Annotated in this window: 22 protein-coding genes, 2 tRNA genes and 1 pseudogene; 14 read left to right on the top strand and 11 right to left on the bottom strand. The window is 47.9% G+C overall.

Annotated features, from left to right (window positions below; genetic code table 11):
- The first annotated feature begins 63 nt into the window (after positions 1-63).
- The 3 genes and pseudogenes from C3B52_RS23505 to C3B52_RS23495 form a co-directional block, all read left to right on the top strand.
- Positions 64-795, top strand: coding sequence for a helix-turn-helix domain-containing protein (locus C3B52_RS23505; RefSeq protein WP_103108815.1), 732 nt, complete (start codon positions 64-66; stop codon positions 793-795).
- Positions 796-1,261: 466 nt separating this feature from the next.
- Positions 1,262-1,624, top strand: coding sequence for an Arm DNA-binding domain-containing protein (locus tag C3B52_RS23500; RefSeq protein WP_103108814.1), 363 nt, complete (start codon positions 1,262-1,264; stop codon positions 1,622-1,624).
- A 162-nt stretch (positions 1,625-1,786) separates the two neighbouring features.
- Positions 1,787-2,404: pseudogene (locus C3B52_RS23495) on the top strand (site-specific integrase); the annotation flags it as partial.
- Between the two features lie 111 nt (positions 2,405-2,515).
- Here the strand turns inward: C3B52_RS23495 and C3B52_RS23490 are convergent.
- From C3B52_RS23490 to C3B52_RS23480, 3 genes are all read right to left on the bottom strand, one after another.
- Positions 2,516-2,591, bottom strand: a tRNA-Val gene (locus tag C3B52_RS23490).
- A 28-nt stretch (positions 2,592-2,619) separates the two neighbouring features.
- Positions 2,620-2,696: transfer RNA gene (locus C3B52_RS23485), tRNA-Ile, on the bottom strand.
- Positions 2,697-3,079: 383 nt separating this feature from the next.
- The gene (locus tag C3B52_RS23480; RefSeq protein WP_103108812.1) at positions 3,080-3,673 is read right to left on the bottom strand and encodes a phosphatidylglycerophosphatase A family protein; all 594 of its coding nucleotides are present in this window, start codon (positions 3,671-3,673) and stop codon (positions 3,080-3,082) included.
- Positions 3,674-3,843: 170 nt separating this feature from the next.
- Here C3B52_RS23480 and C3B52_RS23475 point away from each other — a divergent pair, with 170 nt between their 5' ends.
- Positions 3,844-4,548, top strand: a complete 705-nt coding sequence (locus C3B52_RS23475; protein ID WP_103108811.1) for an alpha/beta hydrolase — start codon at positions 3,844-3,846, stop codon at positions 4,546-4,548.
- A 2-nt stretch (positions 4,549-4,550) separates the two neighbouring features.
- Here C3B52_RS23475 and C3B52_RS36660 read toward each other — a convergent pair whose 3' ends face one another.
- The gene (locus C3B52_RS36660; RefSeq protein WP_162839524.1) at positions 4,551-4,709 is read right to left on the bottom strand and encodes a hypothetical protein; all 159 of its coding nucleotides are present in this window, start codon (positions 4,707-4,709) and stop codon (positions 4,551-4,553) included.
- A 147-nt stretch (positions 4,710-4,856) separates the two neighbouring features.
- On the opposite strand from C3B52_RS36660, the gene C3B52_RS23470 reads away from it, so the two are divergent.
- From C3B52_RS23470 to C3B52_RS23455, 4 genes are all read left to right on the top strand, one after another.
- The gene (locus tag C3B52_RS23470) at positions 4,857-5,366 is read left to right on the top strand and encodes a YjcG family protein (protein WP_103108810.1); all 510 of its coding nucleotides are present in this window, start codon (positions 4,857-4,859) and stop codon (positions 5,364-5,366) included.
- Between the two features lie 86 nt (positions 5,367-5,452).
- Positions 5,453-5,911 (top strand): GNAT family N-acetyltransferase, encoded by a 459-nt coding sequence (locus tag C3B52_RS23465; protein ID WP_103108888.1) that lies wholly within the window; start codon positions 5,453-5,455, stop codon positions 5,909-5,911.
- A gap of 136 nt (positions 5,912-6,047) precedes the next feature.
- On the top strand, positions 6,048-6,563 hold the full coding sequence (locus C3B52_RS23460) for a TetR/AcrR family transcriptional regulator (protein WP_103108809.1): 516 nt from the start codon (positions 6,048-6,050) through the stop codon (positions 6,561-6,563).
- Between the two features lie 169 nt (positions 6,564-6,732).
- Positions 6,733-7,155: a DUF3995 domain-containing protein gene (locus tag C3B52_RS23455; protein WP_103108808.1), complete on the top strand. Its 423-nt coding sequence runs from the start codon at positions 6,733-6,735 to the stop codon at positions 7,153-7,155.
- A gap of 82 nt (positions 7,156-7,237) precedes the next feature.
- Here C3B52_RS23455 and C3B52_RS23450 read toward each other — a convergent pair whose 3' ends face one another.
- Positions 7,238-8,080 (bottom strand): PHP domain-containing protein, encoded by an 843-nt coding sequence (locus tag C3B52_RS23450; protein ID WP_103108807.1) that lies wholly within the window; start codon positions 8,078-8,080, stop codon positions 7,238-7,240.
- Positions 8,081-8,188: 108 nt separating this feature from the next.
- Between C3B52_RS23450 and C3B52_RS23445 the strand changes: the two genes are divergently transcribed.
- Positions 8,189-8,551 carry a hypothetical protein gene (locus tag C3B52_RS23445; RefSeq protein WP_103108806.1) on the top strand — a complete coding sequence of 121 codons (363 nt, stop codon included), beginning with the start codon at positions 8,189-8,191 and terminating at the stop codon, positions 8,549-8,551.
- On the opposite strand, the gene C3B52_RS23440 is transcribed toward C3B52_RS23445, so the two are convergent.
- Together C3B52_RS23440 and C3B52_RS23435 are read right to left on the bottom strand one after the other, a co-directional pair.
- Positions 8,521-9,441 (bottom strand): MBL fold metallo-hydrolase, encoded by a 921-nt coding sequence (locus tag C3B52_RS23440; RefSeq protein ID WP_103108887.1) that lies wholly within the window; start codon positions 9,439-9,441, stop codon positions 8,521-8,523. The two genes, C3B52_RS23445 and C3B52_RS23440, sit on opposite strands and share 31 nt — an antisense overlap.
- Positions 9,442-9,492: 51 nt before the next feature.
- Positions 9,493-10,134: a YitT family protein gene (locus tag C3B52_RS23435; protein WP_373419743.1), complete on the bottom strand. Its 642-nt coding sequence runs from the start codon at positions 10,132-10,134 to the stop codon at positions 9,493-9,495.
- Between the two features lie 322 nt (positions 10,135-10,456).
- Between C3B52_RS23435 and C3B52_RS23430 the strand changes: the two genes are divergently transcribed.
- Positions 10,457-11,776 carry a hemolysin family protein gene (locus C3B52_RS23430; RefSeq protein ID WP_103108886.1) on the top strand — a complete coding sequence of 440 codons (1,320 nt, stop codon included), beginning with the start codon at positions 10,457-10,459 and terminating at the stop codon, positions 11,774-11,776.
- 112 nt (positions 11,777-11,888) lie between these two features.
- Positions 11,889-14,345 (top strand): UvrD-helicase domain-containing protein, encoded by a 2,457-nt coding sequence (locus C3B52_RS23425; protein ID WP_103108805.1) that lies wholly within the window; start codon positions 11,889-11,891, stop codon positions 14,343-14,345.
- Between the two features lie 140 nt (positions 14,346-14,485).
- On the opposite strand, the gene fabI is transcribed toward C3B52_RS23425, so the two are convergent.
- From fabI to C3B52_RS23415, 3 genes are all read right to left on the bottom strand, one after another.
- Positions 14,486-15,259: an enoyl-ACP reductase FabI gene (gene fabI / locus C3B52_RS23420; protein ID WP_103108804.1), complete on the bottom strand. Its 774-nt coding sequence runs from the start codon at positions 15,257-15,259 to the stop codon at positions 14,486-14,488.
- 117 nt (positions 15,260-15,376) lie between these two features.
- Entirely contained in the window at positions 15,377-15,532 is a 156-nt protein-coding gene (locus tag C3B52_RS36655) for a hypothetical protein (RefSeq protein WP_164684889.1), read from the bottom strand.
- A 67-nt stretch (positions 15,533-15,599) separates the two neighbouring features.
- The gene (locus C3B52_RS23415) at positions 15,600-16,322 is read right to left on the bottom strand and encodes a ZIP family metal transporter (protein WP_103108803.1); all 723 of its coding nucleotides are present in this window, start codon (positions 16,320-16,322) and stop codon (positions 15,600-15,602) included.
- Between the two features lie 235 nt (positions 16,323-16,557).
- Here C3B52_RS23415 and C3B52_RS23410 point away from each other — a divergent pair, with 235 nt between their 5' ends.
- Together C3B52_RS23410 and C3B52_RS23405 are read left to right on the top strand one after the other, a co-directional pair.
- Positions 16,558-17,175: a MerR family transcriptional regulator gene (locus C3B52_RS23410; protein WP_103108802.1), complete on the top strand. Its 618-nt coding sequence runs from the start codon at positions 16,558-16,560 to the stop codon at positions 17,173-17,175.
- Positions 17,176-17,356: 181 nt separating this feature from the next.
- On the top strand, positions 17,357-18,445 hold the full coding sequence (locus C3B52_RS23405) for an HD-GYP domain-containing protein (protein WP_103108801.1): 1,089 nt from the start codon (positions 17,357-17,359) through the stop codon (positions 18,443-18,445).
- Positions 18,446-18,448: 3 nt separating this feature from the next.
- Here the strand turns inward: C3B52_RS23405 and C3B52_RS23400 are convergent, their stop codons facing one another.
- Positions 18,449-19,141, bottom strand: coding sequence for a TerC family protein (locus tag C3B52_RS23400; protein WP_103108800.1), 693 nt, complete (start codon positions 19,139-19,141; stop codon positions 18,449-18,451).
- A 135-nt stretch (positions 19,142-19,276) separates the two neighbouring features.
- Between C3B52_RS23400 and C3B52_RS23395 the strand changes: the two genes are divergently transcribed.
- A complete protein-coding gene (locus C3B52_RS23395; protein ID WP_103108799.1) occupies positions 19,277-19,798 on the top strand; it encodes an ADP-heptose synthase in 522 nt (173 codons plus the stop codon).
- The last annotated feature ends 2 nt before the right edge of the window (positions 19,799-19,800 follow it).

Here is a 19,800-nt window from a genome sequence, read left to right as displayed (position 1 = left end):
ATAAAGATAATACGTCATGATATTATTGTTGTCAACCATGCATAGCATTTTTATTTTAAGGGGATGGTCATCATTAAACGTATTGGTGATTTACTAAAAGGGCTTAGAGGCGATAGGAGTCTCAGAGAAATCGAAAGAATTTCAGGAGTTAGTCACACGTACCTAAGTAGCCTTGAAAAAGGTGTAGACCCACGATCTGGTAATCCCATTACACCAACACCAGAAACGTTAAATAAGTTATCTAAGGCATACAATTTTTCGTACCGTCAGCTCATGAAGTTAGCAGGGTACCTTGATGAGGAATATGACAACGATGAAGGATTAGATGAAAGTCTTATACGGGCTTTACGCTCTCTTTCTGAGGACGGCTATTTTCATCCGTATTTGAGAGAGGACTTATTCCAATTATTTGAAGGTCAATTTGCTGGTCCCGACTACGAAGAGTTTGAAAAACATTTTCGACAATATCTTAATACAAAAGACGAGGAGCCTGATTATATCGACGAAGATTTGCTCAAAGAGTTCGACATTCATTACAATATTAAAACTTTAAGACACGAATTAATTGAATATGCGAGTTTTGAATGGAAAGAAAATCTACTAACCGACCTTGAAATATTGGCAAAGAAAATTGCTCCTTCCAATACGGGCACAAAACAGCATTCTGAGTTACACGATATTCTAAAACGGCCCAGCGTCACATACCACAGCCACCTTCTCACCGATCAGGACAAGCAGCTCATTACTGCATATCTCGATGCTCTTTTCCGCGATCGTATCTCTTCAGAGAAATAAAAAAAGCCACTCTTCATACGAGTGACATTTCACGAGTACATTATTCTTTCTTTTACTTTCTTTTACTTTCTTTTACTTTCCTTTACTTTACTTTGTGTACTTATTACATACAGAAACTGAGTTAATGTATGCACTAACCACAGTTAATGTATGCAGAAACTAAGTGTCAGCTGATTAGAGGACAGAGAAAGTAAGGGTTCCCCATGTTAGGAATGGCTTTTCGGGGAGGGGTGTAACGGACCGAACAGTCCTTTGTCTGCTCAAAGTTGAGCACCCAATAATAAGGACACCTCAAATATGAGGGCTCGGCGAAATTGCCGACTCGAAATTCCGAATCATAACAGGGCAGACACTCACCTCACTTGTGAGAGCAGTAAAAGGAGGCTAATTCCAGGACTAAAAGAATTCGCAAATCAGAACTATGGTCTTAGTTTAAATGTCTGGATTAAATAAGGAGGATTGAAACATGGCGGTAACTAAAGACAAGGACGTTCAGAAGAACCCCTGGTACTTCACTATTGAAATTAATGAAAATGGAAAACGAAAAAGGATCAAACGCAGAGGATTTAAGACAAAGAAGGAAGCTGAAGCGGCTCAACGCGACCTATTAAACGAACTTGGACAAGGCTTGAATCTTGAAGCTTCCAAGCTCCTATACCGCGATTTCATGAAAGACTGGCTTCGGGACAAGAAAACAAAAGTTAAATCACGAACCCTTGAAACCTATGCTGGCTTAGTGAACAACCACATACTGCCTGCCATAGGAGAATTGGCCCTTGCCGATATTACACCTCGGCACATCCAAAATTTATATAATAAGCTTCAATAGACAGGCAGACTTTCTGGAGAGAACATTCAAAAAGTCCACACCATTATTAATGAGTCGCTAAATAAAGCTGCAAGCTGGGATATGATTATTAAAAATCCTGCTGCTGTTGTTGATCGTCCCAAAGCCGACACAAAGGAAATGTTGTAATGGACAGATGAAGAGGCTCATCGACTTCTTGAAGCTGCCAAAGATGATCGCTATTACTGCGCTATGTTGCTGGCAGTAACAACCGGAATGAGGCAAGGGGAAATACTCGGTCTAAGGTGGCAGGATCTTGATTTGAAGAACCGGACTTTATCCGTTAGGAAAATACTTAACCATGACGGAAAAACTCTGGAGCATGGAGCAAAAACGGCATCAGGCATCCGCTCCATCGGGATCGATAAGGTAACAGCAACTGAACTTGAAAAATTACGGCACCGTACCAAAGAAGAAAAGATGGCAAATCGAGATATATACGAGGATAACGACCTGGTGATATGTACACAGTTAGGCATTCCTGTTTCACCACGCAACATCAATCGTACTTTCTATCGCCTTACAGAAAAAGCGGGACTGAAAAGAATTCGTTTCCACGATCTACGTCATACTCATGTTGTTATGCTCTTGAAAATGAGAGAGAACAATAAACGCATAGCGGAGCGTATGGGATGGTCAAGTGTGATGATGCTGGATCGCTACTCGCACATTACACCACACATGCAAAAGGAAACGGCCGATGCTTTCGGGGAAATGTTCTTTTCGGCACCAAATGACACCAAGAAATCTTTAGTTGAATAAAGGGCACCATTTCGGCACCAATTTGCTATTGTTCGTATAAAAGGGGAACGAGTGGGGTCGTTATAAAAATTAAAAAACCCTTGATTACCAAGGGTTTTAGCGTTTAAATTATGGTGATCCGGACTGGGTTCGAACCAGCGACCCCCACCCTGTCAAGATGGTGCTCTCCCAACTGAGCTACCGGATCATTGGGACTTACTTATGTAATCATTTAATGGTGGGCCCTGTAGGACTCGAACCTACGACCAATCGGTTATGAGCCGACCGCTCTGACCAACTGAGCTAAGGGCCCGAATCGTCTCGGACGTCGATCACATTTATTACTATACCGCATCACTTAATCAATTTCAAGAGGAAATAATGATTTTTTGTAATTTTTTTCACTCGTACCAAAAGAACACTAAAAAACCCAAGTAAAACACCTTGCATGATCGCCCCCAAACCCTTTTTCCTAAGCATAAACCGAAAGTTTTACTCCTTACGCCTTACTCCCCAATCCCACCCAATCAAAAAAAGCCACTCCCTCACAGGCACCTCCCTCATACCCAAGACAGCTCACAACCCCAAACCGCCTCGCATACAAAACAGTACCAGCAAAGAAAATGGCTTTTTCAAGCTCGCCTACTCAAAGGTAGTTAGGTAACAATTCCCCCAAAGGAAAACCTCCAAAAAAACCTACCCAGCCTGCTCAGTTCCTTTTCCGTTCTCCTCCACACGCAGCTCAGCCTCGTGCTCACGCAGTGCCTCTGCTCTTGCCAGCTCGGCTTCCTGCTCATCTCTCATCCGGTGAGCCATGCGGCTGGACGCATTGGCAGCAACACTAGCGACCAGATCATCCAAAAACGTATGCACACGGCCCTCTGCCGTTTTCGTATCCAATCTTTTAATTACGCCAACCTTGTGCTTATCCAAATGCCCAAAGGTCGTCACCGCGATGCTTCCATAACCAAATACTGATCCAAGCGCCAAGGTCTCGTCGCAGCCGAACAATCCTTCGTCTGTTGCGATGATGGATTGGAGCGGCTCGGACAGGAGCCCTTTTTCAGCCAATGTATCGAGTTCAATGCCAACTAAAATGGCATGCTGCATTTCGCGTTTTTCGAGCACAGCTTTGACGCTTTCAATGCATGGCTCCATAGTCAAGCCAGGATGGTATGGTGACTGCATGAGATACACAATCTCCGCGATATCTTCTACCGTCACGCCGCGTTCTGACAGGCGTGCGAGGGCAGCGTTTCTGACTTCGATGCTGTGAACCTGCTTCTTCATATAAGAGACAACCCCTTCCGCAAATCGAGTGAAGTCGTTTTTATCATAGTATCACACGGTGTCAAAATTGCGACAATCTTTCATTCAAATCGAACACACGAAACACTTGGGTAAGCCTTCCCCTCTCCTGTATAATTAGCACCAGAACATCCCATAAGGAGGACAACGCTGTGGCTCTTGAGGAAATCATTTTGGACAGTCTGCATCTTGGTTCGCCGGAAAAGCTGATTGTCTACACCCCTGCCCGTTATTCGCCGCTCTACTCTTATCCGGTCATCTACGTACAGGATGGCGAAGATTACTTGTCTATGGGCAGAATGGCAACACTATTGGACAAGCTAATCGAAGAAAAAAAGCTCCCTGATCTGCTGGCCGTCTTCCTTCCTGTGGATAAAACGAAACGGCAAAGCCGCTACCATCCCGATGGGCGGGAGCATCTGGCCTATCGTCGCTTTTTGGCAGAAGAGGTGGTCAGCTACATTGATACGCATTATTCTACGCACCCACTCGGCAACGGCCGGACACTGCTGGGCGAATCGCTCGGAGGGGTGGTTTCCCTTTTTACGGCTTTATCTTACCCACATACCTTTGGTCAAGTGGCATGCCAATCTGCCGCGATGGACGAGTCATTGAACAAGCGTGTTGAAGAAACGGAGTTTATCGTTCCGCTGAACCTGTATCTGGAAATTGGTACAGGAGAGACTGCTGTTGAATCTGGACGTGGAGCTCTCGATCTTGTCTCTGCCAACGCCGAGCTGCGCGATATTTTGCAAAAGAAAATGGCCACCCTGGTCTATGAGACCTTTGAGGGTGACCATACGTGGGGCTTTTGGCAAGCCAATCTGCCGCGCATGCTGTGCACGCTTTACGGGTAAACTTACCGTGGCTGTTCTTCCTGCGGACCTTCTTCCTTCACTGCCGGGACGAGGGCGTCTTCGAAATCGCCTTTCCGTATAGCCGACAGGATGGTGAAGGTCAGTACAGACAGCAAGAGCAGGACGAGAAAAATGAATGTAATCATCATGGCCATATACATGCTGTACGGCACCTCCTTGCACTACACAGTCTTTCCTGCGGCCTCAGGAATATACGGACCCAAGCGTAACATTACACAAATGGAGAATTTTCTGTTAAAATAATAGGATGCAAGAGCATAAGAGATAGTGAAGGAGGAGTGGTTCTTATGATGTACAGTATCGTAGTTTTCCCATCCAGCAAGGTGCAAGAAGTCGCCAACTCTTACCGAAAGCGTTACGACCCGGCATATGCCTTGGTACCGCCGTATATGCGCTTAAAAGAAGGCTTCGAACTGGACGAATCCAAGCTGCCAGAGCTGGTTAGCCATCTGGAGCAGGTTGCCTCCTCAACTGATAGCTTTACAGCAAGCTTCCACCGTTTTTCTTCTTTCCATCCGACAAACAACGTCATCTACATGGCTGTCCAAAACAAGGAGCCATTTAATGAGCTGCACCAAAAAATCGTGAACCAATGTGTAAACGAAAAAGAGACCTATGCTTTCGTTCCGCATCTGACCATCGGACGTGATCTGTCCGACGATGAGCTACGGGATGTAACAGGTCAGCTGAGCATGGCGAAGCTTGATTTAACAAGTGAAATTGACCGCTTCCACCTGATCTACCAGTTGGAAGATGGCATTTGGAGCGTTTACCAGACTTTCCTCTTAAAAAAGTAACGTAAAGTAGATAACACCCCTACCCCCTCCCTGTGCATTCATGGCAGGGAGGAATCTTTTTTCCAAAGCAAAGGACGTGTGACATGATGAACCAAACAACTTACCAGATTCAGTCCGTCAACAACGAAAAAGAAATGGCCGATGCCCTGTCCGTCCGCAAAGCAGTTTTCATTGTGGAACAAGAAGTTCCCGCAGATTTGGAGATCGATGCACACGACGAGGCAAACAGCGGAACGATTCATTTCGTCGTTTATAAGGAAGAACACCCAGTAGGTGCGAGCCGTCTGCGTACATATGCACCTGGTGTAGGGAAAATCGAGCGCGTTGCCGTTCTCCAATCGGAGCGCGGTACGGGACTCGGTCGTCAAATTATGATGGCGATGGAAGAAACAGCGCAGGACCAAGGCTACGAAACACTTAAGCTGAATGCACAGACTCATGCGCAGCGCTTTTATGAAAAATTAGGCTATGAGGCGTATGGTGACATTTTCGATGACGCTGGTATCGAGCACATCGCCATGGTAAAAAATTTGCGCAAAAAGTAGATTCTATTTGTTACGAAACAACCTTGTCGCTATGACGTACCGCGACGCCAAGGTTGTTTTTTGTTTGACTTCCCTCCCCCTTTGGATTATGCTGGAATCGGACAAAACATACGCTAGCGTATCTTAGAGGTGAACCATGCAATATATGCGCGAGGACTGGGTCAGAGCTGCACTCACCAAGCTGACTGAGGCAGGTATCGAATCAGTCCGTGTAGAAGCACTCGCCCGCGAAATGAACATCAGCAAGGGAAGCTTTTATCACCACTTTCAGGATCGTCAGGATTTGCTCGATTCCATGATCAGCTACTGGGAAGAACATACAACAGAAAGAATTATTCATACCCCAGACTCAGAGAGCCAGACATTGGAGCAGCTTCTCGGCGAGCTTTTTTCAAGGGAACAAAAACTCGAAGCGGCCATGTATGCGTGGGCGAAGCAAAATGCAGTCCTCCGTCAGCGCCTCATTGAAATCGAAAAACGCAGAATTGATTATGTAGCAGCTCTGTACCAAAAGAATGGAGTTCCTAAAATGGAGGCAAAGGAACGTGCTGAGCTCGCCTATTTCATGTACGTAGGCTGGCTGGCCCGTACGGAAATCAATGCCGAAATGGATGTACAAGCATCACTTGCTCATTTTCTGGCATGGAAGTGACAAAGCCTTGGCTTTCGATTTCTTATCATACCCCGGCTACGCCTTACCTTTTAAGGGAGAACATGAGAGTGCCGGGAGCTTTTACGCCCGAAACATACGCTGCCGTATCTTAAGCAAAAGACATACCAACTCGCATTTTTCATCAAAAATGAGTAAAGGAGAGAATCCTATGACCACATTTTTTGTTGTATCGTCAGCAGCCATCTTGCTCTTCGTTTCTCTGCTTCATGTGTACTGGGCCGTGGGAGGACGCTGGAGCTTGGGTGAAGTCATTCCACGTACTTCCGACGAGTCCCGTCGCCTCTTTACTCCAGGTAAGGGTCCGACCTTAATCGTCGCTCTCTTGCTGGCATCGACCGCTTTTTTACTGCTGATCCAAAGCGGCTATCTGTCCATGTCGTTTCCCCCTGCCCTTTTGAGATGGGGATGCGTGATCTGCGCAATCGTTTTTTTCCTCCGTGCAATTGGCGATTTTCGCTACATCGGTTTCTTTAAAAAGGTCAAGCATACGCGATTCGCCCACAATGATACGTGGCTGTTTAGCCCGCTTTGTATATGGCTTGGCTTTTCTTTTGTGCTTACCGTACTTTAATTGCAGAGATGCCCAGCAAAACTCTAAACCCCGTCTCCAAACGTGCAAACAACGTTTCAGACGGGGTTTTCTTCATGAATCATTATTTTCTTTTTGCTGCAATCTCCCGCAATCGCTCCACTGCTTCCATCTGTGCTGTATGGGAACCAAGCATCGCATGGAACGGCTCTTCACCTCGCCAGCCGTGGAAATCCGAGCCCCCGGTCATGACAAGTCCATGTTCCTTTGCCCAAGTACTGTATACGAGTCTTTGCTCCTCTGTATTGTCTGGGTGATTGACCTCAATGCCATCCAGCCCAAAAGCAATCAGCTCCTGCACCAGCTCATCATCGTCATAAAGCCCTGGATGCGCCAAAACAGCGGCTCCCCCAGCATCCTGAATCAAGCGGATCGCTTCCTGCGGAGTAATACGTGGCGGATTGACATACGCTGCCGCCCCTTTTCCCAAGTATTTCTCAAAAGCCTCTTCGATCGTTGCCACAATTCCTAGCTCAATCAGCTCTTCTGCGATATGCGGACGACCGATATTTTTATCAGTCCCTTGTTTGCGGCGATAGACGCTTTCGAGTGTAATGGGAATTCCCAGCTCCTGCAGCTTTGCAATCAACAGCTGATTACGCTCATGACGCGTCTCACGCAAGCCGACCAGGCGCTCCTGAAAAGCGCTGTCCTCATACGGGATAAAATAACCGAGCACGTGAATATCCTGTCCCCGCCCTACCGAGCTAACCTCTACGCCAGGAATGACTTCGGTCCCGAGCTCCTTGCCAGCTGCAAGCGCCTCAGGAACTCCAGACACCGTATCATGATCCGTGATTGCGAGAGCATTTAAGCCTGCCTCTTTTGCCAAGCGCACGTTTTCTGCCGGCTCGCAGGTTCCATCTGACGCTTTTGTATGGGTATGTAAATCTGCGTGTTGGTTCATGGTACTACCACTCCTTCATTTCTTTTTTCTCTACGTCTGAATTCTGAATGCCGCTCATAGGATGGTACCAAACCCGATTTCTTAAAGGGTGAGCCGAGGAGGATGTCCATGCGGTTAAAAAACAAAACCCTGACCGGCGTTGTGCAGCCGCTCTCCTATGTCGACAAAATGCTGCGACAGCAGGGCTTTCGCCGATCAGGTGGGGATTCCATGCCCACGTATGATGTCGTCATGTACGACTCCGCAAGCAGCAGTACTTATTTTCTACGCATCCCGACGAACTTCACCAGTACAACAACAGGAAAAGGCGAGCTTACCGTCAAGCTGGGCCATCCGTATCTGGAAGCCAAATTCTACATGAGCACCGCTTCCGAAGAGCTTTTCTTCATTCCCAAAGCCGTGCGTGAAGCAGCGGAGCACAAGCTCGCCGAAATTGCAGACTACCTCTCGTCCCCTACTGCACCATCCTGAACTTCTGTTTTGACGCTTCTCCACAGCCATCGATTTTGGGCAAACCGGTATTCAACTCTCTCTTCTTTTTGAAGTCCGATGAGATACCCCATGAACGCCGTCCGAAACAGGACGAAACTGGAAGCGTTCTCCATCGAAATGTGTAACCGCTCACATAAGAGCGAAAGTGCATTCTCCAACGTATGCTCTTCTTCCAAAATTTCTTCGATTACCGCATAGATTCGCTGATGCCATTCGATATTTTTTTGCACGGCGCTGACCGGGGAGGTGATATACGGTCCGTGACCAGGCAAATATCCTGTATAGCTCGTGTCCAAGAGCTTGTTTAGGCTGAGCAAGGTTTCATGAGCATCTACGAGAAAGGGGAGTTTATGCTTCTCCAATACCTCTTCGCCTAAATAACTGTCGGCGGCAAAGCAAATATTTTCGCACACGACACCGACTTGTTGCCAGCTATGTCCCGGCAGAGAAAGGATAGAAAAGGCTATGCCATCAATCTCTATCGAATCCTCCAGGGGAAGGAGGTGGTCCACCCGCGAAGCTTGGGCAAAAAGGAATTTGTTACGAAGGTCCGCAAGTGGTTCTGCCCCCATATTCAGGTAGATTGGTTCGAGAATTGGATAACGTATGATAGCCTCTTCTAGCGGTGGCGCGTAGACCTGTGCTTCGGGCCAGCATCCGAGTAGATAGGCGTTGCCCCCGAAGTGGTCGGCATGTGCGTGCGTTTGTATGATGGCACACAAGGGCTGGGCGATGGCGTCCAGTCCTTTCTTAATTTTCTTGGCAGTTTGGGTATCGAGTCCAGAATCAATCAAGATCGCCCCCGTGCTACCGATGACCAAGCCAATATTGACGTGACCGGGAAAATAACCGACACGCTCCGTAATCATTTGTGGTGTATTGGTAGACAAGACTCGTCCCTCATTTCATCCTTTTCCTATTTATTTTCTCCAAAATAATCTCCATCCCCTGCCTTTTTGGCTGATTTGCAGCTTCTCGAAAGAATCAAGGGGTCCAATGACCGTGTATGGCTGCCGCTTGCGGCTGATTCCACTAAACATATGCGTTGTCGCTGCAACAGCAATAATCGTGATTAAAGAAAAAATCGTCCGTTCCATCCCAATCGTTTGCAAAGAGCAAGACACGATGAATCCGTCTATCACTAGAATCAAAAGGGCGACATGCAGCTTGAAGCGTCTGGCTAAAAATTGGGCAAGCAAATCTGTCCCACCCGTATTCGTTTCGTAGGCAAGCATCAGACCTACCCCCATCCCGATCATAACACCTCCGGTAACTGCGGAGCTGGAGGTTGACCATAGATTCCACCCTCGTAAATCGGACAGCACATCGATGAAAAACGAGGAGATGAGCATCCCATGAAAGCTGTGATAAAATAGCCGTCTATCATAAAAGAATACGATCACATACACAGGAAGACTCACAAAAATCATCACTAGACCAGGTGGTAATTGCATGTAATACGTCGCCAAAAGACCAATCCCGATCATGCCTCCGTCCATCAAACGGTGCGGGACGAGAAACAGGTTGACTCCTACTGCGATAAGCACACTACCTGATACAATGGCAACGCTTTTATGCAGCCAGTTCAGTCTCCTCCCCTCCCTTGGACAGTTACTCGTTTATGTGTATGATTCAGTGGTTTCGGGTATGTCCATTCGTCTCGTTGTTAGCACATATGGGAATCGGAACGTTTTGACTCTTCGGTTGACCAATTGGTATACTAACCTATAACAACGAATATACGAATGTTTACACAAATGATTTCGTACATTGAAAGTACATTTACAATAACGGAGGTGAATTCTCCACCTTTCGTACTGCGGGAGGCTGGAGGTATGCTTGGAGAGTCCGATAGGGGAGATTACGCTGAATCTGCTGCTCGTGATGTTTTTGGTTCTTTTGAACGGATTCTTCGTCGCAGCAGAATTCTCGTTGGTAAAAGTTCGCCAAACCCGTCTGACCCAGCTCGTAAGCGAAGGCAATAACCAAAGAGCCCGCTACGCGCAAAAGGTCACGAAGCAGCTAGACGCCTATCTGTCTGCCTGCCAGCTCGGAATCACGCTGGCATCACTCGGGTTAGGTTGGGTTGGTGAGCCTGCAATCGCCCATTACGTCGAGCCCATGGTAGCATTTTTCCACTTACCTCAATACTTGGGTGGCCCGATTTCACTCGCTATTGCTTTTGCGATCATTACTTTTTTGCATATCGTTTTAGGCGAGCTGGCGCCCAAGTCGTTGGCTATTCAAAAAGCAGAGGCAACCTCGCTTTGGACGGCCGCTCCACTCATGTTTTTCTACAAGCTGAGCTATCCGCTCATCTGGTTTTTGAATGGAGCAGCAAATCTTTTAATCAGACGATTTGGAATTGAACCGGCATCTGAGAATGAGTCGGCTCATACCGAAGAGGAAATTCGTCTGCTCGTTAACCAGAGTCACAAGAGCGGGCATATCGACCAAACAGAAATGGCACTTGTTGACAATGTCTTTGAATTTTCCGAACGACTTGCCCGGGAAATCATGATTCCGCGGATCGACATGATTTGTCTGTACGATGACAACACCTTTGAGGAAAACCTCCAAATCATGAAGGAATCGCGTCATTCCCGCTTCCCTGTCGCTCACGAAGACAAAGACAGATTGATTGGCTTCGTCCACATCTCTGATTTTTACCTGTCTGCTCTGAGTACAGGCAAGGCAGAATTGAAAAACTTCCTCCGTCCGCTCCTCACTGTACCTGAATCGATGGAGATCAGTCACGTGCTGCGATTGATGCAAAAACGTCGCTCGCAGTTGGCAATCGTCATCGATGAGTATGGCGGAACAGCAGGTCTTCTCACAATGGAAGACATACTCGAAGAAATTGTTGGGGATATCCAGGACGAATTTGACGAGAATGAACGTCCAGAAATTGAAGAAAGCACCAACAACGCTCTCTCCGTTTCAGGAAAAACGCTGTTAAATGAACTGAACGACTACATTACCATCGAGGTCGTTTCCGATGAGGTAGACACGATTGCTGGTTGGCTCTATAGTCAGCTAAACGAGGAAGTCGCAAATGGCAAGACAGTTATGTTTCAGGGCTATCTCTTCACTATCAGCGAGCTGGAAAACCACCGGATCACACGGGTAAACATTACCTATGTGGGCGAAGAGGACCCAGAAGCCCTGCCAGAAGATACCGTGCTTTTGCACGCTCAATCCTAACGACACGATTATTGGCAAGTGTCCCCTGCGGCCAGGGGGCACTTCTTCTTTCCATGTAAAGGCGAGCGATAAGATACGCCGGTACTCCCTATCATCTTTTCGAGGTGTCATAATGAACTTTGCCCTACTAGACAACAAACCCATCCTGTTGCTACCCGAGACATACAATCGCATACCGTTTTGGCGCATGGCTGCCCGACAGGATCAGGTACGGTGTCCAGCCTGCGCAGCGGCGCTTCGATTGATTGCAGGGATAAGCTTCGAGCCTTATTTTGCTCATCCAGAAGGAGCTGTCTGCTCGCTAATGGATAGCGACCGAGCCAGTTCCGAAAATCCGAACTGGCTGCAAGCGCTGGATGAGACGGCAGCAACCGCCTTTGAGGCAGCCTTGCGCAAGGATACAGGCACAGACGGTGGACAAGCATACACGAATGGGCAAACCGCGCACGACTTGAACAAGGATGAACTCGCTTTTTCTTCTGATCAATCAGATATTCCACAAGCAGATACGCCAGCAGAAGAAGACGATTCCGTGATGATCGGTTCCTTTCGCATGCCTAAAAAAAGAACAATTGGCAGCAGCGCCACAACTCCCCCGCCAGCACCAAAGCCGCCGATTTTTCGCAAGCGTTTGACACCAAAGAAAAGCATTCAGCATCTGCTTGAGCAAAAAAGAGATGAGCCGCTGCACCCCGGTCAACGAGAGGCAGTTGAGACGACGGACGGACCTTTGCTCATTCTCGCAGGAGCTGGCAGCGGCAAAACAAGAGTGATGACGGCCCGCACTGCCCATCTGATTCAAGCTTGTGGCATAGAACCGAAACAAATTATGGTAGTTACCTTTACGACCAAGGCAGCGGATGAAATCAGGCAACGGATTGCCCGTCAGCTTCCTCCCCACCAAGCACGCGAGCTGATCGCAGGTACGTTTCACAGCATTTTTTACCGCATGCTTATGCACCATCAGCCTAATCGTTGGGACCAGCAGCGTCTCTTGAAAAAGGATTGGCAAAAGTGGCGACTGCTAAGGGAAACAGGTGCTTTGCTTGGTCATGATGATCTGATCGCCCTAAAGGAAAATGACATACAGGAAGCGCTGGGGATCGTCAGTCGCTGGAAAAACGAATACCTTCTCCCTCAGGATGTTGCGTACAGGGAGCTCGACAGCACCTCAGAAAAGCGGGCACAAGCACTCTACCCGATTTACGAAGCAGCCAAGAAAAAGCATAACTGGTTTGACTTTGACGACATGCTGCTCGGCTGTTATGAAATGCTGCGTGATGACACTCAGCTATTGCAGCGCTACCAAAATCGAATAACACATGTGATGATCGATGAGTTTCAGGATATCAACCGCATCCAGTACGAAACAGTCAAGCTGCTCGCCGCGCCGCAAAACAATCTATGTGTCATCGGTGACGACGATCAATCGATTTACGGATTTCGCGGCAGTGATCCCCAATACATACTGGGCTTCACCAACGATTTTCCGGAGGCCAAATCTATTACACTGGAAGTGAATTATCGTTCACACGCTTCCATCGTCAGTCTTGGATACTCCTTGATTGGCAACAATCGTGCTCGCTGGGCAAAGGAATGCCTCTCCTTTCATAGCGAGGAAGGAGACACGTATTTATTCGAGCCCGAAGACGAGGAAGAGCAGGCATCACGTATTGTTGATGAAATCATACATCGCCGTGAGCAAGGGGCCATTCTAGGCGAGTGCGCCGTTCTGTATCGGACGAACGAATCCGCCCGCCCAATCCTGGAGCGTTTGAGTGAAGCTGGCATCCCCTTTCACTACACACAGGAGGAGGACTCCTTTTATCAACGGCAAACAGTGCGCTGGACTCTGCATTACTTGCGACTTGCAGTCAACCCGGATGATACGGACGCTTTGAAAGAAATCTTGCCTACGCTCTACATCTCAGCAGATATGTGGAACGCGCTGCGCAGCCAAGCCATTATCGAGGATATCCCGATTTTGCATGTCCTGCCTCTCCTCACCCAGCTAAAGCCGTATCAGCGAAAGCATTTGCAGGCGGTTACCGAGATATTATCTGCTGCCAAGGACTGTCCGCCCGCACAAGCACTCGAGCTGATTTTCGAGGATGGCAAGCTGCGAGATTATTTGAAAAAGCGCTCCCGCGACCGGGAAGATGGCCGGGAACGCTGGAGTGACGAGCTGCAACAGATCTTGGCAGCAGCGAAACGACATGCCACCGTCAGTGACTTTTTGGCCTACATCCAGCAGATGACCCAAAACGAAAAAGAGTGGCGCACGCAGCGGCCACTCCCTGATGAAGCAGTACATGTACTCAGTATTCATCGTGCCAAAGGACTTGAGTACGATCACGTCTTTTTACCAGATCTGGTGGAAGGCGCAATCCCTCATGAATACACGCTGGACGAGCTGCGCAAAGGTGGATATGCTGCCCTGGAGGAAGAACGCAGATTGTTATACGTTGCGATTACCCGCGCTCGGCATAGCCTCTGTATCGGTATCCCCCGGGAGCGATTCGGACGCAAGACCAGAACCTCCCGCTTCATCGCCGAAATGGGCAGGTAAATACTGAAATCCTCCGCCCATATAAATCAAAAATTCTTCCATGTTTGTAATCAATGGAAACATAAAAAAGGCTCCCTTCCTCGCAGTTAACAAAACGATTGTTTTGTATAGTATGCGGGGAACAGGAGCCTGTTATTCGTTTAGCCGCCAATGATGCTATAGCCAGCATCGACGTGCAGAATTTCACCGGTAATACCTCTAGACAGATTGCTGAACAAGAACAATGCAGTGTCGCCTACCTCGGATTGGTCAATCGTACGGCGCAATGGAGCTTTTTCTTCAATTTCCTTCAAAACGGAGTTGAAGTTGCGGATTCCTTTTGCAGCCAGCGTACGAATCGGACCTGCCGAGATCGCATTTACGCGGATGTTTTCCTTGCCCAGGTCGTTAGCCAAATAACGAACGGATGCATCCAGTGCTGCTTTGGCAACGCCCATCACGTTGTAGTTAGGTACCGCACGCTCGCCACCAAGGTAAGTCATGGTCACGATGCTTCCGCCTTCAGTCATCAATGGGCGGGCAGCACGTGCTACCGCTACCAGAGAGTACGCACTGATGTCTTGTGCCAGCGCATAACCGTCGCGGGAAGTATTGACGTACTCGCCTTCCAGCTCTTCCGTTTTAGCAAACGCGATGCAGTGTGCCAAGCCGTGGATAACACCCACTTTTTCTTTGATCAAGGCAAATGCTGCTTCTACGTCCTCGTCCTTGGTTACATCGCAGTTCACGAGGAGCGAATCTGCTCCGATTTTCTCGGTCAATTCTGCTACATTTTCACGCAGACGCTCTCCCTGGTAGGTAAAGATCAGGTTCGCTCCCGCTTTATGCAAGGATTGTGCAATTCCCCAGGCAATGCTGCGGTGATTCGCAACACCCATGATGACGATGTTTTTGCCTTGTAACAATGTATTCATTTTATGTATGCCCCTTTCCAACATATTCCCCTGCCATTATAACCGATCTCGTCCGCACTTACGAGAGGGGCTGGGTAGGGATTTTATCGAAAAGGACAAGGCATAACGGATCATGACCTATTCCGTGCTGGCAGGCTGGTCAACTGATGTCGATTGCGTGCCTGAAAACACCCATTCTTCATCCAGGGGATTGAGGGATGTTCCGTTTGCCGGGAATTCAGCCTGTCTCTGTACTTGTTCCTCCATGCTGCTGTTTGCTTGCTCTGTTTTCATCTTCAGGACTCCTTTTCTCGGATAGAGAATGCCATTCTTTTCTTAGACTGGCAACGGAGTCCGCTGTTTATACATGCACATGACTTCCTTGCAAATAAGCGGTCAACACCATGTAAACGAGAATCGCCCCGACAAAATAAGCACCGAGCTGTGCCTTTTTCGCACTCAAAATATAAGGAATGAGGTGGCTTGCCGAGACATACAAAAAAATGCCTGCGGTCATAGCCAGAATGACGCCTGACCAGCTTGGGGGGAAAATGCGCTCTACAATGCCAACACTTCCCGCTCCAATAACCGTCGCAAGCCCGAGAGAGGAAGCCCCCCAAAAAGCTTTTTGTCGAGAACGCGTAGCGGCAAGCAACAAAGAAGCCACCGTCACGCCGTCGGGAATTTTATGCAAAAGCATAGCAAGAAGCACGGATACCCCTACGTTTGTATCCATTTGAAAGCTCGCGATCAGCGACATGCCTTCGACAAACGCATGCAGCAAGAAACCCGTCAACACTCCAATGACCCCGGTCGAGCCCACTTCTTTTCCTGCCTTGCCAATCAATTCAAGTGTAAACATCAGCACGAAGCCTATCAAAACAAAAGGCATGACCCGCTGCCCTTCTTGTTCCAGAACATGTGGCACTAGATCCAGCATCGTAATTGCGAAAAGCAGTCCCGCTCCTGCACTGATCATGGCGAATAAGGACTGGGTAGACCACGCGCGCAAGCATAGCAGCAATCCGCCGACACTACTCGCTACTGCGGCAGATCCAAAAACAAACCAGAACTCAGGCTGCATACGTACGGTCCTCTCCTCATCAATAGGTATGGACGTGTATTCCTTCCATATGTACGCGCATGTCCCGGTCATTATGAATGGCCCACTTCCTTTTGACAAAATATGCGCGCCTGTCCAAATCGGACGAAACATCACTTCTTTTTAGAACCTTTGTCGATTTTGCCTTTCCCGGAAAAAAATGGTGCTATAATGAGTCCACCGGGAATACTGAGGGGAAAAAAAGGAGTGATTCGGGATGGATGTACAAGTTTGGATGGCTTCGAAAGAGGTAGCTGATCGCCTAGACGTACATGTTCGTACGCTGCGTAACTGGCTTGACTTGTTTGTACCCTTACAAGAGCGTCTGAAAAATCCGCAGGGTCACTATTTGATCAGCGAGAAGGGCTTTACGCTTCTGAAGGAAGTAAAGGAACGTAAAGACAGCGGTAACAGCTCCTTAAAAGAGATTCAAAAGCAATTCATTGAGGAAGGCCGGATCTCAGAGGATATGCTCTTTTCAGAGGAATTGTCTCTGTCAGATGAAACGGCGGTCACTGTCGGCGCCCCAAATAAGCTTTCTAGCGGCATGCGCGAGATGGAATTGACGGTACAAGAAACGTTGATGCAGTTCCAAAACGAACTGACTCAGCTCTCTTCTTTAAACCATATGCAAGCAACCATTCTGCAAAAAATCGCTGACATCGAAGAGATGCAAGAGTCTCTGCGCTTGGAAATGCGTCGTGTTACTTTTGAAATGGATCTAATGCAGCAGCGCCTTACCCGGCGTAAAGAGCGATATGCTCGTTATGAGCCACGCTGGTCACTCAACCCGTTCCGTTGGTTTACGAGATCGGACCGGGCCGCAGAACAGTAAGGAAGCCTCTATGCAGGCATCTGCATAACCGCATATAAATTATTATTCGTTAAAATATTTTTTGAAAGAATGAGTCAAAGGTAGTCTCCTTCCTTTTTTTGTGATATATTTGCACTAGGACAACTAACCAGAAAAGTAGGACTATTCACATTAAAACACAAAAGGACAGGGGTCTTTCGTTGTGAGAAAACTGCATATTACCTCGGTCAAGCCGGGAGATGTAATAGCCAAAAGCGTGTTCCTGGAAAATGGAAACGTCCTCTTGGGTCATGGGGTGGAATTGACAGCCCGTTACATTGAACGGCTTGTTCGTTTAGGGATTGATACCCTCTACGTTCAGGATAAGCACACCGACGATATCATTCCTGAAGATGTCATTCGCGATGAGACGCGGAAAGATGCAGTAGATACGGTTTACAAGACGATGACGACATTAATGGATCAGCCCCATATAAAAGGGCGCACATCCGTTCCTGACTTTGGCAGCAGCTTTCAAAAGGTATTTCGAGAAATTTTAACCGATCTCAGCGGCCGCAGAGATGTCATGGTCAATCTGTCCAACCTCCACGTATTGGATGGTTATTTTTTTCACCACGCTGTCAACGTAGCCGTACTGGCTGGCGTAGTGGGACTCGCAAAGGGCTATAACCAAAGTCAAATGATGGAGCTAGGTATTGGAGCTCTTTTGTTCGATATCGGGATGACACAGGTTCCAAAGGAGCTGTGGACGATGCGAACCGAGCTGTCACAGGAAGAGCGTCAGCGCATTCAATACCATACCGAGGATGGCTTCAACATTTTGCGGAATCAGCACAATATTTCTGTCGTCTCTGCTCACTGTGCCCTGCAGCATCATGAGCGCTACAACGGAACGGGCTACCCCAGACAGCTCTGTGAAAAAAATATCCATGAGTATGCACGCATCGTCGCCATCGCAGACGTTTACGATGCGCTGATTTCTCCCCGTCCTTTTCGCAAAAGCTACTCGCCTAGCGATGCCACTGAATTTTTGTTTGCTTCGGGGAATACTTATTTTGATATTGATCTGCTCAAGATCTTTCTCCAGCACGTCGCTATCTATCCAATCGCGACCACTGTCCTTTTAAGCACAGGTCACATTGGTGTCATTTCCAATGTAAACCCGCTTGCCGTCAATAGGCCCATCATTCGAATCCTGCAAGAGGAGGACGGATCGCCAGTGGCCTCCCCTTACGAGATCAATCTGTATGACAAAGAATGGGTGTCGGTTACTATCGTAAAATCGTTGTAATCATCAGCGCTCGCTTTGCTGCTCTTTTTCACCCGTATGTGTACGCTGCCACAGCCCCAGTATCAAGACGAGAGCGACAATCGCAATCTTTATACTCGCCTCAAGCCAGCCTTTGCCCGCGATCCAATCAGATACAACTCTCTCTGTCACGATCATATTAGCTGCAGCCAGCGCAAGTACAGCAGCCCCCACGTAGACGAGCCACTGAAACCGCTCCATCGCTTTTAAAATGAGCTGACTGCCAAAAATCATGAGTGGAATGCTGATCAATAGACCTAGCACGATCAAGAGGATGCTCCCTTTTGCTGCACCGGCAATAGCCAGAACGTTATCAAGCCCCATCATCACATCAGCGACAACGATGGTTTTGACAGCTTGGACGAGATCGTCGCTTGCATCTATTTGTTCACTATCCTCTTCATCCCGCAGCAGCTTGTAGCTGATCCATAAAAGAATAACGCCCCCCACGAGATACAGGTACGGGATTTGTAGCAAATAAACAGCAAGGATCGTAGCTATTACCCTGACGATAACGGCGAGAAACGTCCCCCATAAAATTGCTTTTTTGCGTTGCACAGGCTGCAGCTTGCGACATGCTACTGCGATAACCACCGCATTGTCCCCGCTAAGCACGATATTAATTGTAATGATGAGTAATAGCGATGAGAAAAATGTCGATTCCAGCAAGTCATGCACCCTCCTACTTCCTCTTCTGCTGTCAGCTGTGCCTTTTTGGTGGAAAATGGAATACGTGCCCTGCACTCCCCTTTTTGTCCGGGGTTGTTGTCCATCGAGGATTTCAGTATGATGGTAACGAGGAGGGTTGTCGAAATGTCGAAACAATTCGTTATAGAAGCGATTATGCTGGCTATCTACGGGGAGTTGATGGCGCCATCGCAACCAGTAGAATACCTGATACCCGCGTCGACAATCTATGAATTGGACGAATTTATCCAAAGCCCAGAACCTATCATGCCCTACTCCGGCGACGATCAGTACGTGCGCCGGGTCATGCAGGAAATGAGTCAGTTTTTTTCCGATCCTTTCAATCGCAAGCGACTGGAAAAAGGATTAATTGCCCCTTGGTCCAAGGTGCCATTCACCTTTCCAAATGGTGTTACCTTGACGATCATCAAAGTCGAGGATAACGCAATGTGGGGAGAGATTTTTGATCCTGTTGAAACCCAGCTTCTGCTTACATCGATACGATTTGAAGTTCCGCTGATTACCGATCAGCCAGACTACCAGGATCGGATTTTGGAATATATTGTGCCCGTTCAATTTTACGATGTGGATGATTTTGACTTTGCCCTGGAGCAAGGTATTTCGCTGAACGATTTGCGTGAGCCGTAGAC

Origin of the sequence: Brevibacillus reuszeri (genome assembly GCF_002897295.1) — a bacterium.
Lineage (GTDB): Bacteria > Bacillota > Bacilli > Brevibacillales > Brevibacillaceae > Brevibacillus > Brevibacillus reuszeri_A.
The sequence above is the reverse complement of the archived record's forward strand: the minus strand, read 5'-3'. Positions and strand labels throughout refer to the sequence as shown.